Source organism: Mesorhizobium sp. M0830 (assembly GCF_040319965.1).
In the GTDB taxonomy this organism is placed as follows: domain Bacteria; phylum Pseudomonadota; class Alphaproteobacteria; order Rhizobiales; family Rhizobiaceae; genus Mesorhizobium.
On record NZ_JAMYOR010000002.1, the window covers coordinates 44,304 to 59,110 of the forward strand.

The 14,807-nt window shown below is 62.1% G+C and carries 13 protein-coding genes and 2 pseudogenes; 3 read left to right on the forward strand and 12 right to left on the reverse strand.

Annotated features, from left to right (window positions below; translation table 11 throughout):
- Window positions 1-73 precede the first annotated feature (73 nt).
- The gene (locus NKI20_RS01590; protein WP_352827722.1) at window positions 74-1,195 is read right to left on the reverse strand and encodes a DUF2336 domain-containing protein; all 1,122 of its coding nucleotides are present in this window, start codon (window positions 1,193-1,195) and stop codon (window positions 74-76) included.
- 151 nt (window positions 1,196-1,346) lie between these two features.
- Here NKI20_RS01590 and NKI20_RS01595 point away from each other — a divergent pair, with 151 nt between their 5' ends.
- Together NKI20_RS01595 and NKI20_RS01600 are read left to right on the forward strand one after the other, a co-directional pair.
- On the forward strand, window positions 1,347-1,799 hold the full coding sequence (locus NKI20_RS01595) for a MaoC family dehydratase (RefSeq protein ID WP_352827725.1): 453 nt from the start codon (window positions 1,347-1,349) through the stop codon (window positions 1,797-1,799).
- 3 nt (window positions 1,800-1,802) lie between these two features.
- A complete protein-coding gene (locus tag NKI20_RS01600) occupies window positions 1,803-2,684 on the forward strand; it encodes an HpcH/HpaI aldolase/citrate lyase family protein (RefSeq protein ID WP_352827727.1) in 882 nt (293 codons plus the stop codon).
- Window positions 2,685-2,787: 103 nt separating this feature from the next.
- On the opposite strand, the gene NKI20_RS01605 is transcribed toward NKI20_RS01600, so the two are convergent.
- From NKI20_RS01605 to NKI20_RS01615, 3 genes are all read right to left on the reverse strand, one after another.
- Window positions 2,788-4,689, reverse strand: coding sequence for a CASTOR/POLLUX-related putative ion channel (locus NKI20_RS01605; protein ID WP_352827730.1), 1,902 nt, complete (start codon window positions 4,687-4,689; stop codon window positions 2,788-2,790).
- Window positions 4,690-4,846: 157 nt separating this feature from the next.
- Entirely contained in the window at window positions 4,847-5,455 is a 609-nt protein-coding gene (locus NKI20_RS01610; protein WP_352827732.1) for a flavin reductase family protein, read from the reverse strand.
- Window positions 5,456-6,040: a nitroreductase family protein gene (locus NKI20_RS01615; RefSeq protein ID WP_352827735.1), complete on the reverse strand. Its 585-nt coding sequence runs from the start codon at window positions 6,038-6,040 to the stop codon at window positions 5,456-5,458.
- A gap of 159 nt (window positions 6,041-6,199) precedes the next feature.
- Here NKI20_RS01615 and NKI20_RS01620 point away from each other — a divergent pair, with 159 nt between their 5' ends.
- Entirely contained in the window at window positions 6,200-7,162 is a 963-nt protein-coding gene (locus NKI20_RS01620; protein WP_352827737.1) for an RgsD C-terminal domain-containing protein, read from the forward strand.
- Window positions 7,163-7,175: 13 nt separating this feature from the next.
- On the opposite strand, the gene NKI20_RS01625 is transcribed toward NKI20_RS01620, so the two are convergent.
- From NKI20_RS01625 to NKI20_RS01660, 8 genes and pseudogenes are all read right to left on the reverse strand, one after another.
- Entirely contained in the window at window positions 7,176-8,114 is a 939-nt protein-coding gene (locus tag NKI20_RS01625; protein ID WP_352827739.1) for a lysophospholipid acyltransferase family protein, read from the reverse strand.
- A gap of 83 nt (window positions 8,115-8,197) precedes the next feature.
- A complete protein-coding gene (gene thrS, locus NKI20_RS01630) occupies window positions 8,198-10,174 on the reverse strand; it encodes a threonine--tRNA ligase (RefSeq protein WP_352828080.1) in 1,977 nt (658 codons plus the stop codon).
- Between the two features lie 125 nt (window positions 10,175-10,299).
- A complete protein-coding gene (blaOXA, locus tag NKI20_RS01635; RefSeq protein WP_352827741.1) occupies window positions 10,300-11,127 on the reverse strand; it encodes a class D beta-lactamase in 828 nt (275 codons plus the stop codon).
- A 145-nt stretch (window positions 11,128-11,272) separates the two neighbouring features.
- Window positions 11,273-11,647 carry a membrane protein insertion efficiency factor YidD gene (gene yidD / locus NKI20_RS01640; protein WP_352827744.1) on the reverse strand — a complete coding sequence of 125 codons (375 nt, stop codon included), beginning with the start codon at window positions 11,645-11,647 and terminating at the stop codon, window positions 11,273-11,275.
- A 99-nt stretch (window positions 11,648-11,746) separates the two neighbouring features.
- A pseudogene (locus NKI20_RS01645) lies at window positions 11,747-11,860 on the reverse strand (integrase); the annotation flags it as partial.
- A gap of 34 nt (window positions 11,861-11,894) precedes the next feature.
- Window positions 11,895-12,249: pseudogene (locus NKI20_RS01650) on the reverse strand (ISAs1 family transposase); the annotation flags it as partial.
- A 220-nt stretch (window positions 12,250-12,469) separates the two neighbouring features.
- Window positions 12,470-13,999 (reverse strand): putative bifunctional diguanylate cyclase/phosphodiesterase, encoded by a 1,530-nt coding sequence (locus NKI20_RS01655; RefSeq protein ID WP_352827746.1) that lies wholly within the window; start codon window positions 13,997-13,999, stop codon window positions 12,470-12,472.
- Window positions 14,000-14,554 (reverse strand): heme NO-binding domain-containing protein, encoded by a 555-nt coding sequence (locus tag NKI20_RS01660; RefSeq protein ID WP_023757560.1) that lies wholly within the window; start codon window positions 14,552-14,554, stop codon window positions 14,000-14,002. It lies immediately after the preceding gene.
- Between the last annotated feature and the right edge of the window lie 253 nt (window positions 14,555-14,807).

A 14,807-nucleotide genomic window follows, 5' to 3' on the forward strand; every position in this document is an offset into this window, starting at 1 on the left:
CGTACTTTTGTGAGCACCGGAAGCGCAGGGAACCGTCATTCGCAGGCCGGCATCACTTGAATATCGATACACTTTAGGCGGCGGCGATCGCCAGCGCGTGGCCCCGCGCGTTCTCGCGCAGCGCGTCGAGATGGATCGACTTGACCAGCGCGGCCAGATCGCCTTCCGCCGACTGTCCACCCACTTCCTTGAGCATCAGCCAGCTGACCTCCTGCACACCGGCGACGCGCTTGCCGTTGGCGACCTCGCGCCAGATCTTCAATGCGCGCAGGATGATGGCGTGTGTGGCGGCGGCGAGGCCGGCGCTGCGGAACAACGCCTGCAGGGCGACATCGTGCCCGCCGGCAAGCAGCGCCCTCACCCTTTGTTCGGACTGCTGGCTGAGCGCGACCAGCGCCGAGCCGAAGAAATCGACCTTGCCGTGCGCGATGGTGCGGATGAGGAAGCTGGCGGTGAGATCGCCGCGCAGCCTGAGATGCTCGATCAGTGCGGCATGTTCTTCCTGGCGCGTGCCCTCGATCAGCGTCACCGAAGCCTTGACGCAGGCATCGCGCATGACGCGGTCGGCGCGCGCCGCGCCCATCATTGCCATGACCAACGGCGACGTTTTCAGCATCTCGCCGAGCTTGACGAGCAGCATATGCCGACAGTCGGCAGGCAGCCGGGCGTCCGATATCAGCGCCTCACGAACCAGAGGCAGATGGCCGTGGCGTTCAGCCATGCGGCGGAAGCTGAGCGAGGCGATGTCGGCGCCGCTGTTGGCGAGCAACACGGCGCAGGCTTCGGCCTCGCCGATCTCGGCGATCGCGGCCGACAGCGCCATCGAGACGACCGGCCGGTCGGCGATCAGTCTCTGCGTCGCCTTCGGACTTGAGGCCACGCGGTTGATCAGATCGGCGTCGGTAAGCAGCGGCGAACGCGCCAGTACCATGCCGGCGACTTCCGGCTGGTCGGAGGCCAGCACACTGATGATCTGCAATGGCGCGTGGTGGCTCATCGACAGTGCCTCGGCCATCGCCAGACGCACCTTCGACGAAGCATCGTCGAGCAACAGCGTCAGCGCCGCCTCCGCGGCGCAACGGTCCTCGAACGGCAGATCGGAATTGACGTAGGCTCGGGCAAGTGCGCTTGCCGCGGCGGCGCGCTCTGTCACCCTGGCCGTGCAAATCCATCTCAAAAAATGCGAAACAACCATGCCGCCTGCTTACGCCCCTTGCCAGAACGGTCCTGGCCCCGTGGAGACGGTAGGCAGAAATGGTTTACGAACGGTTCACCATGTTCATTAACTGGCTTGCGAGCGCTGGGTGCAGCGCATATCAACCGTCAGCTAGTGGAGGCGAGAGAAAATGGCCGGGCTTTATCTCCAGGAGTTCGTTGTCGGCCACGTCTTCCAGCACACGCTGCGCAAGACCGTCACCGAAAGCGACAACATGCTGTTTTCGGTCATGACGCTGAACCCGCAGCCGCTGCACATCGACTTCGACTTCGCCACCAAAAGCGAGTGGGGCAAGCCGCTGGTCAACTCGCTGTTCACGCTCGGCCTGATGATCGGCATTTCGGTCAACGACATCACCGTCGGTACAACGGTCGCCAATCTCGGCATGAAGGAAACCGTGTTTCCGCATCCGGTCTTCCATGGCGACACCATCCGGGTCGAGACGACAGTAATCTCGGTGCGCGAGTCCAGGTCGAAACCCGATCGCGGCATCGTCGAATTCGAGCATCGCGCCTACAACCAGCACGGCGATCTCGTCGCCAAATGCACGCGGCAAGCGATGATGCTGAAGAAGGCGACCTGAAACATGCGTTCACTGCTATTTGTCCCCGGCGATTCCCAGAAGAAGCTGGAAAAGGGTTTTGGAGCCGGTGCCGACGTGGTCATCGTCGACCTCGAGGATTCCGTGGCGCCGCACAACAAGGCGCTGGCGCGCGAAGTGGCGGCGCGCTTCATCGTCGAACGCAGGGCGCAAACCAGCTCAGTCATCTATGTCAGGGTCAACGATCTGTCGACCGGGCTGACCGATGACGACCTGGCGGCATTGGTGCCGGCAAGACCCGACGGCATTATGCTGCCCAAGTCGAACAGCGGCCAGGATGTGCAGCATCTCTCGGCAAAGCTCAGGGTGCACGAGGCCGAAAACGGCCTGGCCGATGGCGCGATCAAGATCCTGCCGATCATCACCGAAATGCCGGCAGGCGTGCTGGCGGCCGCGACCTATGCCGGAACAAGCGCGCGGCTTGCCGGTCTCACCTGGGGAGCGGAAGATCTGTCGGCGGCGATTGGTGCACGTGCGGTCCGCGACGAGCATGGCCGCTACACCGACGTTTTCCGCCACGCTCGTATCATGACCATACTCGCCGCTGCCGCGGCAGAGGTTGCGGCGATCGACACCGTCTTCCCGAATTTTCGCGACATGGCCGCCTTCAAAGCGGAATGCACTGAAGCCGAGCGCGACGGCTTCACCGGCAAGATGGCGATCCACCCCGATCAGGTGCCGGTCATCAACGCCGCCTTCACGCCGTCGGTCGAGGCGGTGAGGCAATCGACGGCAATCGTCGCGGCGTTCCAGGCGGCGGGAAATCCCGGCGTCGTCGGCATCGACGGCAAGATGTACGACCGCCCGCATCTGCGGCTGGCCGAGCGGCTTCTGGCGCGTGCCAGGGCGGCCGGCGTTTCCGCTTAGAGCGATTTTCAGGAAAAGTGTGAAACGGTCTTTCCGAGTTGCGTCAAAACAGGGCATTCGACCGGTTTGGCGTTTTCGTGAAACGATGTGGATCGCCCTGCTGTCAGTCCCGCGCCAGCACGATGATCCGGTCCTCCGGCAGATAGGCCAACGCCTCGGACTTTAGCGGGTTGACGGTGACGCCGCCCAGCGCCCGCTGGTCGGCTTCTCCGGCGCGAATGCGCCGGTAACCCAAGGCGATCTCGCCGCGCAACCGCGCCGATTCCGCGATCGTCCAGAAGGTCACCGGCTGGTCGACTGCGACATAGTCGGCGACGGGACGCATGTAGATTTCGGAGCCCTTCTCGTCGAGCAGGTCGTCGAAGATCGCGGCAAGGTGCTGGTTCTCGGACGCCTGCGCCAGCATCAGGCTGACCAGCCTGTTGCTGACGACGAAATCATCGGCCTTGGTGACTGCCGCAAGATCTCGGTTGCGCACGTCGATCATCTCGCTGACGATGCTGATGTGCATACCGGCGTCAACCGCGATCTTGCGCAGATGCAGGAGCGTTACCAGCGTGCGCGTATCGGCGGGCTGCGCTGCCATGGTTTCGCTATAGCCGAGGACGAGCACATGGTCGTAGGAAGGCACGTCCAGGCTTGCCAGAGCGGAGCTGCTCGATGTGTCCGTGACGCGACAGTAAACCGACAGATTGTCACTGGCGACCGGCAGGCCGGCAACCTCCTGCTCAAGGTCGGGCGTATCGGCCGCTATGGTCAGGATCGAACCAGGCGCGACGTAGCGCGACAGTTCGTAGGTTATGATCGGACCGCGCCGGTTCCAGCCCAGGACAAGCGTGCGCTCCGGCTTCGTCTCGACGGGCCGCGGCTCGAGGATCGCCGCCGCGTCGATCTTGATGCCAGCGCCCCGCAGCTTTATCGCCGCATCGTCCTCGGCGATGATGATGGCGCGCATGTCCTTGCCGATCACCAGGTCCGACGGCGGGTTGAGATTGACGCGTCCCTTTTGGTCGCAAAGCCCGATCAGCGCACAGTGTTCATACGCCATCACCGCCTCGCCGAAGGTCTTGCCGGTGAGGTCCGGCTGCTCGGTCGTGTAGATTTCGCAGCCGTCGAAATCGAGCAGCTCCGAATAGACGCCGCTGAGGCCCGACTGCCGACTCGAATGCACGACGATGCGCGAGATCAACTGGTCGGCCAGCACGAGCTGCACCTCGGCTCCGCCGACGACGCGCGCGACCTCGGCGTTCTTGCCATCGCGGATCTCGGCGGCGATGTTGTAGGGTGCGGTGCGCCGGTTCGGGTCGTTGACCAGCGCCAGCACCGTCTTGATGACCTGTGAATCCGGATCGTCGCCATCCGGCGACAGCACGATGACCGACCGCGAGGTCTGCGGATTGACGATGGCAAGGTCGTAAAGATCGGTCGGGTCGCCGCTGCGGCAGATGATACGCGTGTTGCCCAGCTTGCCGACCTTGGCCGCGATCTCGTCCTCCATCTCGACCTTGTCCATATTGGCCATGACCACAATGCGCGGACGTCGGCGGCTGGCATTGGCAATGACGAGCTCGGAGATGACGTCGAAGATCGACGGCGACCAGTTGAGGATGACCGTGTGATCCGTCTCCAGCACCCGCGAACGGCCCTTGCGCAATTCGTCGAGCTTGCTGTCGACGCCGGCGCTCAGCACGCCGATGAGCGCCGAAACGACGAAGATGCCGGCAAGCGTGACAAACAGCATGACGAGACGAAAGGCCCAGCCAGTGTCGCCGCCCATCGTACCGGAATCGAGCGTGCGCATCAGCGATTCCCAGAACGCTTCGACAAAGTTCAGTGGCTCGCCGCCTTCGGGCGCGATGCGGGTCACCGCAAGGAAACTCGCGGCGACGACGATGATCAGCAGCGAAACGACGGCAAGCCAGCCGATCAGCGCGATCGGGCCGGCGGCCATGCTCTTGTCAAACCCGTAGCGTAGCCGGATTCCCAGCGAGTCTCGTTTCTTCATTTAGCCGATGCCCCGCAATATCCCCAAGGTCGATGCGCCGACTCCAGCGCATCGCCGAAGCAGCTCTCTTAGCCTGCGTTCAAATAAAGGGGAATCGCTTTCGCGTGCCCACGGCCAGGGAATCCGCCGACGCGGCGGACGGCGGCCGACCCAAGGATTAGTCCTTGTCCCAGCGCGGACGGCGCATCGAAAATACCTCGTCGACGCTGGCATACTCCATATAGCCGAGGCGAGCGACATTGCCTGCCTTGGTGATATCGAACAGACCGTCTGTCAGGAAGGCGTCGTCGATGTATACGCCGACCACTTCGCCGGCGACAACGACAGCGCTTGTCGGCGATCCGTCCAGCGCCTTTGGCCGAAAGACCTCCGTCACCCGGCATTCGAGTGCGGCCGGCGCTGCCGCCACACGCGGTGGCGCGACCAGGCGCGACGGCGCCATCGCAAGATCGGCATAGATGAACTCATTGACGCCGCGCGGTGCATTGACCGATGTGCGGTTCATCTTGTCGGCGAGATCGCGGCTGACCAGATTGGCGACAAACTCGCCCGTCTCCTGGGCAAAGGAAGCGCTGTCCTTCTCGCCCTCAGAGGAGAACCAGACAATGAACGGCCGCGTCGAAACGGCATTGAAGAAAGAATACGGGGCGAGATTGATCTCACCAGCCCCGTTCAGTGTCGAAATCCAGCCGATCGGACGCGGCGCCACGATCGCCTTCGATGGATCGTGCGGCAGCCCGTGGCCCTTTGACGGCTCGTAGAACATTCAGCCGTTCCATGGTCCCGAATAATCGGCATAGAGCGTCGCCAGATCAGGTCGTGGTCGCTCCGGCGCCGGCCCTGCATAGGAGCCGATATGGATGAAGCCGACGACGCGCTCCTGCGGTGCCAGCCCGAGCAGCGCCCTACCCTCCGGCACATCCGAATACCAGTTGCTGATCATGTTGGTGCCATAACCCAGCGCGTTGGCTGCAATCATCAGGTTCATCGCCGCCATGCCGCCCGACAGGAACATTTCCCATTGCGGGATTTTTGGGTTCTCCCTTGGGATCGATATCACGCCTATCACCAGCGGCGCGCGCGAGAACCGCGCCAGTTCCTGGTTGCGGCGGCCTTCCGGCAATGGACCCTCCCGCTGCTCGGCAAGTGCTGCCAGTTGTCTGCCGATCTCGATACGAGCATCGCCACGATAGAGGATAAAGCGCCAAGGCTCCAATCGGCCATGATCGGGCACTCGCGAGGCGGCGGCGATCATCGTCGCGATCTCCACATCGCTCGGCGCCGGCTCCTTCAAATCAGGGATCGGCGCGGAGTTTCGGCTCAGCAGAAAGTCGATGATCGGCGACGCCATGGGCGCAAGTCTCCTGAACAGTCTGTCTTGAGCTGAAGCGCACCATCGGAAATTCGGGCGGCTCGGGCATTGGCGCGGAATATACGCCGGATGGGAGAGTCGTATCGATCGGACTCTTAAGCCTTGAAATTGCCACCGCCATGGGCTTCAACGCAAGGCATGTTTGAGGGGACTATCCGTCTTTTCCTGGTCTGGCTCAGCGCCCTGCTGTTCATGGCGCCGGTTTCGTTCGCCATGGCGCAGAACGTCGATGGCGTAAGCGACCTGAAGCTTCCCGGAATCTCAAGCTATGCGACGCCGAAAGGCGAGAGGTCGCTGGCGCTGAGCGGCGGCGGCGCCATCACGCTTTCCGCGCAGTTGACCGACAAGGGTTCCGACATCACCCGCGGCATCGTCTGGCGGGTCTTCAAGCCCGAAGGCGTCAACGGAAAATTGCCGATGGTCGCCTCGGCGCATGGCGGCACCGCCGTCTTCCAGCTCGAACCCGGCAGCTATCTGGTTCATGCCTCCTACGGTCGGGCCGGCGCCACCAAGCGCATCACCGTCGGCAAGGACGCCAAGCGCGAGAGCCTCGTGCTCGATGCCGGCGGCCTCAAGCTGGACGCCGTGCTGTCCGGCGGCCTGCGCATTCCGCCGAAGAAGCTGCGCTTTTCGATCTACGAGGGCACGGCAGAGGCCAATGGCGACCGCGCGCTGATCATTCCCGATGTCGAACCCAACAGTGTCGTACGGCTCAACGCCGGCATCTACCATGTCGTCTCGACCTATGGCGCGGTCAATGCGGTCATCCGCTCCGACATCCGCGTCGAGGCCGGCAAGCTGACTGAAGCCACCGTCGAGCACCACGCCGCCGAGATCACGATGAAGTTGGTGCGCGAGACCGGTGGCGAGGCGATCGCCGACACGTCATGGTCGCTGCTCAACGAATCCGGCGATCCGATCAAGGAAACCGTCGGCGCCTTCGCCTCTATGGTGCTGGCCGAGGGCGACTACACCATCATCGCCAAGAACCGCGACCGCATCTATCAGAAAGATTTCACGGTCGTGGCCGGGCAGAACCAGGAGATCGAGGTTCTGGCCACCGAAGCGGCGGCGATGGATCCCGAAGAAGGTGCGGACTGACCTTCAACTGATTTCAAGCAGCCAGCTTGGTCCGCCCCGGCAGGAACGGAATCCGGCGGCGCGGCAAAGTCGGCGCCAGGTCGAACACGCCGCGATAAAGCCGGTGAAGCAATGCCTTGCGGTCACGCAATGGCTCCAGTTCGCTCCAGCTCAGCACCTCGCCGACACGCACCTCGATCGCCTTGCCGGACAGCCGCGCGAATTCGTGGATGAGCAGCGACGTCCGCAAAGTCAGCGACGCCTTGCCGACGAACTTCGCCAGGCGGCCGTCGCGCTCGGCCATGTTCATCGGCCCGCTGACCAGATGGAAAAGCCTGCCATTCTGCCCGGAAAAATGCATCGGGATGACCGATGCCTTTGCCTCCTGAATGAGGCGCGCCGGAAACATCTTCCACGGCAAGTCGCGCGCCTGGCCAAAACCTTTTGGCGCGGTGGCGACGCCACCGGCGGGAAACACCACGATGGTGACGCCTTCCTTGAGCAGCCGCACCGCCTCGTGGCGCACGGCCATGTTGTTCTTGAGCGCGTCCTTGGTCTCGGAAAAGTCGATCGGCAGCGAGTAAGGCTCCATCTCGCGGATCTTGAGCAGATCCTTGTGGATCATCACCCGGAACGGGCGTCCGAGCTGCTCGGCCAATGACAGCACGGCAATGCCGTCACCGATGCCGAACGGATGATTGGCGACGATCACCAGCGGCGTATCCGGCAATCGTGCGGGTGGCCATTGGTCTGATGTCCGCACGCGTACATCGATCAGGTCGAGCATGCGACCGAACACGCGCTCGCCTGTCGGCACGACCTGACGGCGCCAGAAATCATAAAGCGCGGTGTAGCGGTCACGGCCCGACAGGCCTTCGACCGAATGGATGAACCAGCGCGCCAGCGCCGGCTGGCGCGGATTGGCATAGGACAGCTCGGGAAAGGGTCGTTCGCGCAATTTCAGCTTGAGCATATGGGCTCGTTACAAGGTCGGCGTGACAAGGATATGAAATGGCGGTGGATCGCTCCACCGCCATTTGGCCGGAACTATGCCGATCAGGCCGCGCGTTTGCGCTTGCGGTCGGGCGTAACAACCTCTTCGGTCAGTTTCGCGATCGCCTGGTCAAGGCCAAGCGATTCCTGGTCGCGTGAGCCCAACCGGCGCATATTGACCGTCTGCTCCTCCGCCTCGCGCTTACCGCAGACGAGGATGACGGGAACCTTGGCCAGGCTGTGCTCGCGGACCTTGTAGTTGATCTTTTCGTTGCGCAGATCCGCTTCCGCCAGCAGCCCTGCGGCCTTCAGCTTTGCCACCACTTCGGTCGCATAGCCGTCGGCATCCGACGTGATCGTCGCCACCACTACCTGCAGCGGCGCGAACCACAGCGGGAAATGGCCGGAATAGTTCTCGATCAGGATGCCGAGGAAGCGCTCCATCGAGCCACAGATGGCGCGGTGCACCATCACAGGCTGCTTCTTCTCCGAATCCGACCCGATATAGAAGGCGCCGAACCGTTCCGGCAGGTTGAAATCGACCTGCGTCGTGCCGCACTGCCATTCGCGGCCGATGGCGTCCTTCAGCACATACTCGAATTTCGGCCCGTAGAAGGCGCCCTCACCCGGATTGATCGAGGTCTTGATACGATTGCCGGACCGCGTCCTGATCGTTTCCAGCACGCTGCCCATGATCGCTTCGGCGTGGTCCCACGCTTCGTCGGTGCCGACGCGCTTGTCCGGCCGTGTCGACAGCTTGACGCTGATCTCGTCAAAACCGAAGTCGGCATAGGTCGACAGAATCAGGTCGTTGATGCGCAGGCACTCCGACGCCAGCTGCTCCTCGGTGCAGAAGATATGCGCATCGTCCTGCGTGAAGCCGCGCACGCGCATCAATCCATGCAGCGCGCCAGACGGCTCATAGCGATGCACATTACCGAATTCTGCAAGCTTTACGGGCAGATCGCGATAAGACTTCAACCCATGCTTGAAAATCTGCACATGGCCCGGACAGTTCATCGGCTTCAGCGCGAAGACCCGGTCGTCATCGGTATCGTCGCCGGCGACCGTCACCTTGAACATGGCGTCGCGATACCAGCCCCAGTGGCCTGACGTCTCCCACAGGCTCTTGTCAAGCACCTGCGGCGCGTTGACTTCCTGGTAGCCCTGCTCGTCGAGGCGGCGGCGCATGTAGTTGACCAGGTTCTGGAACATCTTCCAACCCTTGGCGTGCCAGAAGACGACGCCTGGGCCCTCTTCCTGGAAATGGAACAGGTCCATCTCGCGGCCGAGCTTCCGATGGTCGCGCTTCTCTGCCTCGTCGAGCATCATCTGGTAGGCTTCGAGCTGCGCCTGGTCGGCCCAGGCCGTGCCATAGATGCGCGTCAGCATCGGGTTATTCGAGTCGCCGCGCCAATACGCACCAGCCACCTTCATCAATTTGAAGGAATTGCCAATCTGCCCGGTTGAGGCCATGTGCGGGCCGCGGCAAAGGTCGAACCAGTCGCCCTGGGCATAGATCTTGAGATCCTGGTCCTCGGGAATGGCATCGATCAGTTCCAGCTTGTACTGCTCGCCCTTGTCGGCAAACACTTTCTTCGCCTTGTCGCGCGACCAGACTTCCTTGGTGAACGGCTTGTTGCGTGCAATGATCTCGCGCATCTTCTTCTCGATCACCGGAAAATCGTCCGGCGTGAACGGCTCGTTGCGAGCAAAGTCGTAATAGAAGCCGTTCTCGATCACCGGCCCGATGGTCACCTGCGTTCCCGGCCACAATTCCTGCACGGCTTCCGCAAGCACATGCGCCGCGTCGTGGCGAATCAGTTCCAGCGCGCGCGGATCGTCGCGGGTGACGATCTCGACCTTGCCGGACTTGCCGAGCGGATCGCTGAGGTCGCGCACGGTGCCGTCGATGGCGTAAGCGACGGCCTTCTTGGCCAGCGATTTCGATATCGATTCGGCCAAGCCAGCACCGGTCATCGCCGCGTCGTATTCGCGGACGGAGCCATCGGGAAATGTCAGGGAAACGGAATTCAGCATCATGTATCTCCTATCCAGTCCCGCAAACGAGCGCGGGTGGTCGTGGGTCAAGCCGGACGCGTCCGGCGGCGGCTGTCTTTTATGGACAGATTCCGCCGCCGTAAAGCCCGGCTCATGTCAGGCGTTCATTTGATGAGCAGCGGCAGGTCCTTCAGGAACGCGACCCGGGTCTTGAGGCCCTTGGGCATGTCGGTGCGGTTGGTATCGACGACCAGCCGCGCAAAGACGATCTGGCGGCCGTCCTTGTTCGCCCAGCCGACGAACCAGCCTAGCGAGCGCTTATCCCTGACCTTGTCGGCATCGTTAGCCAGCGTGGTGCTGCCGGTCTTGCCTCGCACCGTCCAGCCTCCTGCCTGGAAGGTCGGGATGATGGCTGATGTCATGTCGTACGCTTTGGCCGAGACCGGCAGCTTGCGGGCCAGAAACCTGCGCAGGAAATCGACCTGCTCGACCGGCGTGATCTTCAGGGAGGAACTCACCCAGGATTGGGTCAGGCCATCATTCTTGCCGGGATTGCCGGAAACATCGGCATTGCCGTAGTCGAATTTCGAGACATAGCCGGCAAAGCTTTGCGGCCCAAGCCGGCGGGTGATTTCGCGCGAATACCAGAGGATCGAATCCTTTTCCCAGATTATCGGATCGACGGTCTTCTGGTCCCGCTTCAAGGCCTTGAACTGCGGCTTGTAGTCCCAGCTCGGCGTGTGCTCGTCGCTCAAGATTCCGCTGTCATAGCCGATCAGTGACAGCGGCACCTTGAACGTCGACGCCGGGCTGAACCGCTGATCGCAAACCCCATCCTGGTAGAACGTCTTGCCGCTCGCCGCATCGGCGATCAACGTGCATTGGACGTCCTTCAGCGGCGCCGATTGCGCGCGCATCGGAAATCCCAGCAGCCAGGCGAGCAGAAACAGGACGCCGGCAAAGATGAAGGGAAGACGGTCGATGTTACGCATTTGATGCTCGCTCCAGAGGGGTTCGCGAGCGGCTTAGCGAGGTCTCTTGTCTCGATTTTGTCTCAAATGCGTAGTCTCTGTGCAGCCTGGCGTTAACCCTACCGGATCGTAAACTCGCAGGACGGCCGAGATTCCGCTGGCGCCGTCACCCCTGCGATTCGCCCGGCTTGCTGCCGATCCGCCAGTAGCGCCAGGGCGTGAACCAGACATAGCGCTTAGCCAGGGTTTCCGGCACGCGGTCGATGCCATGCGTGCCGAATGGGCCGCAACGCAGCACCCGAAAAAAGCCCATCCAGCCGCCGGCCCACAAGCCATGGCGGGCGATCGCCTCGTGCGCGTATTCGGAACAGGTCGGCAAATGCCGGCAGGAATTGCCGACAAAGCCGGACAGTGTCAGTTGGTAAATGCGCACGAGCGTCGTGCCTAGGACACGGCCGGGCGTCTTGCGCCACGGGCCGGGCCAGTTGCGCCCACGCCTTGGCGGTCCGGCGCTATGCACATGTCCATGCTGGTCGCCCACTGCGGTCTCCGTATCGCGCTCCCACGCGATAGATGTGGGCTTCGTCAGGAGAACGCAATCCCACTCCTTGTGCGCCTCCCGCCGTCACGGACGGTGTGTGGCGCCATAAGCGACCGACAGCGCGGCCTGGTGCTTGAGGCAGGTGGTGGCGTTGAGCAGCCGGACAACCTCGTCGCGGCTCAGGACCACCGGCAGCTTGCGCGGATGCGCCAGGGGTGGTTCGGCGGCAGCGGCAGAGCATCACGGGCAGTTCACCGGGAAAGCGACGCTGGCCCTTGCGCCAGCCGGCCTCGTGGCTGACGGTGACGATGCGCTCCTCGATGCGGCCATGGACCTTGTCGAGATCGACGGCGCTGTCGAGGCAATCGGCGGGAGCGTCGTCGAAATAGTGCTCGATCTCGGCTCTGAGTGTGGGTTGGTTGGCCTTGACGGCCAACAGATAGTCGCCCCCCTTGATCGCGGATGGCTTGGGCGATCGTGGCATTGGTGGCGATGGCGTCGATCGAGACCAGCGCGCCTTTCAAGCCCTCATTTGCTCCCAGCCGCTGCAAGAGCACGGGAATGGCCGTCGTTTCGCTGCTCTTGTCGGGGACCGCTTCCCTCCTGCGGTTCCAAACTGGGGTGCGAGGTGTAACGCCGCACTCGGTAACAGCGCGGGGGATATGAACCAGCTGGGAGGCCCTTCATCGTCGTTGGCACGGTCTGGCCGCGCGGACCCCACCCGATGAAGGCGTTGAAATATCTCGTCGTGGTGCTGTGGGACGCATTCGTGGTCGCGCCACTCCTGTGGGCGCCGCCTCAGGGACGTAAGAAAACGTCATCCTATCTTTGGGTGGCATGCATCGGATTCGCACCGGCCTCAAGATATTGCGTGATTTTCCTCAAGGGCATCGGCCTGCCAAACAAATATCCCTGTTGGACGAAACAGCCGCAGCTGGTCAGCCGGAGCGCCTGGCTTTCGGTTTCAATGCCTTCTGCGATGATATGCAGGTCCAGGGCCTGTGCGAGTTGAACGATCGCTTTGACCACCGCTTCGGCCTGCCCGTCGGAGCTGATGTCCCTGGCAAACGAGCGATCGATCTTGATAACGTCCAACGGCAATCGCCTGATGTATGAAAGGCTTGAATAGCCCGCTCCGAAATCGTCGAGGGCAATTCGGATGCCGAGCGCGCGAAAGTGTGAAAGCCGCTCCTCAGCCTGTTCGAAATCAATGAGCAGCCGGCTTTCCGTGATTTCAAGCTGAAGCGCCGAGGGCGGAAAGCGATGACGAGCCAACGTCGCGGCGATCTGCTCGACCACCGAGGGCGAACGCAAGTGGCGCGTCGATAGATTGATCGACACATAGTTGAGACGACCTTCGCGGATGAGCGGATACATCTCCTGGCAGCAGCGGTCGATCATCGCCAGGCCGAGTTCGATGATCAACGAACTTTCCTCGGCCAGCGGGATGAACAGCCCGGGAAGAATGAGCCCGCGCTCGGCATGCTGCCATCGTGCAAGCGCCTCCACCCCGACGATCCTGTTGCTCTGGGTGGAGATAATCGGCTGATACCAGGGCTCGATCTCTCGCGCCGCCACGGCGCTGCGCAATTCTGCTTCCAATCCCTGGAGGTGCTCAAGCTCTGCCGCCATCGTTTCGTCAAATTCCGTCCATGTCGAGCGCCCCGCCGACTTGGAGCGGTACAGAGCTATATCGGCGAAGCGCTGCAGCGTTGGCGAATCCGTGGCATTGCCGGGGAAGCTTGCAAAACCGACCGAGCAACTGACGATCAACTGCAGGCGGCCACAAGCGATAGGCCTGCTCATGGCCTCCATGACCTTCGCCGCGATCTCGCGGGCACGTTCGCTGTGAATTGGCGTCACGCAGATAACACCGAACTCATCACCACCCAGCCGGCCTGCCACCTCCTGCTCCTTGCAAATTGCCCGCAACCGGTCGGCAACCGCCAGCAGCACCGCGTCTCCTACGGCATGGCCGTAATTGTCGTTGATTTCCTTGAACCGGTCGAGATCTACAAACAGAAGTTGTACACAGCCACCTTGAACATGGGCCGCATTGATGGCCGCGTCCAGATCGCGAGCGAAACTGCCCCGATTGGCGAGCGTGGTCAGAGGATCGCGCTCCGCAAGGAACAGGGCCTGCTGACGGGAGACCTCCAACTCGTGAGTGCGATCGAGGACGCGCATTTCGAGATCGTTGGCCAGCACAGTCAGGTGGCTGTTGGCGTTGTAGAGCTCAAGCGACTTCGCCTCGAGCAGCCATTCGGCCGCTTCACGTGCTCGCCGTTCGCGTTGGAGACGCCGTTCGAGACGCGCAACGCGATCCTCGGAATGGCTGGCTTCCGAGAGCATTTAAGCTATCGCACCTGTCTTCTGGATCGAAAAACGAACGAATTTCTCGCCGCCGTTTTCGTGGGAGCTTCGCTCTATTCGCACAGTCTCACCGTAGATCTGAGCCGCTCCAAGAATGAGGCCGGAGGCAAGCGCCTCGAAGGGACGGCTGCTGCGATAATCAAGGTTCATTGCCCCATGACCGACGCGCTCGGCCCGAAATTCCGGCAGCTCGGCATCGGGGTAGAGCTTACGCACCTCCACGTGGATATGCCTATCGATACTTTCGAGGAAATCAAAGAGGGTGGCTGCCGTCTTGAAGAAGTCGGGGAACGAAGCCTTGAAACGCCCGATCAAATGCTGGCCGAATAAACCCAGCAACTCGTCTGGCGGCGTGTGGCTTTGCGCGGCCAATGTGGTGACGAGAGATTGCATCTCCTTGTGGTCATAAGTTCCCACCGCGGTGTAGGCGCCACCGCTCGGCAGATCGGAAGCCTCTATGAGGTCATCCACCGCATCAGCCCCATAGGTCTGTTCCACGAAGCCCAGCAGTTCGGTGAATACCATACCCTTCATGTTGCCCTCACTCGCCTATTGGACCGACCCCAGTTCTGAGCCTAAACCGCAGCATAGAATGTATAGTTAAGGGTATAATTAAGAATGAAAAAAATCGGTCACATAAGTTGCCTCTCCGTACGCCGTCGACGTTGCAGGCAATGCTGGCGGCCCACTCCCTCGACAAGGAGGCGCGCCCTAGAGGAGCGGCCAGAATACCGGCAAACTCCGCGACGGCGTGGATATTGGATCGCTGGCGCCGTCGACAGACGCG

Excerpts from the sequence above, each read along its gene's own strand:
- NKI20_RS01590 (WP_352827722.1), bottom strand. The coding sequence starts at position 1,195 with ATGGTTGTTTCGCATTTTTTGAGATGGATTTGCACGGCCAGGGTGACA.
- NKI20_RS01595 (WP_352827725.1), top strand. The coding sequence starts at position 1,347 with ATGGCCGGGCTTTATCTCCAGGAGTTCGTTGTCGGCCACGTCTTCCAG.
- NKI20_RS01600 (WP_352827727.1), top strand. The coding sequence starts at position 1,803 with ATGCGTTCACTGCTATTTGTCCCCGGCGATTCCCAGAAGAAGCTGGAA.
- NKI20_RS01605 (WP_352827730.1), bottom strand. The coding sequence starts at position 4,689 with ATGAAGAAACGAGACTCGCTGGGAATCCGGCTACGCTACGGGTTTGAC.
- NKI20_RS01610 (WP_352827732.1), bottom strand. The coding sequence starts at position 5,455 with ATGTTCTACGAGCCGTCAAAGGGCCACGGGCTGCCGCACGATCCATCG.
- NKI20_RS01615 (WP_352827735.1), bottom strand. The coding sequence starts at position 6,040 with ATGGCGTCGCCGATCATCGACTTTCTGCTGAGCCGAAACTCCGCGCCG.
- NKI20_RS01620 (WP_352827737.1), top strand. The coding sequence starts at position 6,200 with ATGTTTGAGGGGACTATCCGTCTTTTCCTGGTCTGGCTCAGCGCCCTG.
- NKI20_RS01625 (WP_352827739.1), bottom strand. The coding sequence starts at position 8,114 with ATGCTCAAGCTGAAATTGCGCGAACGACCCTTTCCCGAGCTGTCCTAT.
- thrS (WP_352828080.1), bottom strand. The coding sequence starts at position 10,174 with ATGCTGAATTCCGTTTCCCTGACATTTCCCGATGGCTCCGTCCGCGAA.
- blaOXA (WP_352827741.1), bottom strand. The coding sequence starts at position 11,127 with ATGCGTAACATCGACCGTCTTCCCTTCATCTTTGCCGGCGTCCTGTTT.
- NKI20_RS01655 (WP_352827746.1), bottom strand. The coding sequence starts at position 13,999 with ATGCTCTCGGAAGCCAGCCATTCCGAGGATCGCGTTGCGCGTCTCGAA.
- NKI20_RS01660 (WP_023757560.1), bottom strand. The coding sequence starts at position 14,554 with ATGAAGGGTATGGTATTCACCGAACTGCTGGGCTTCGTGGAACAGACC.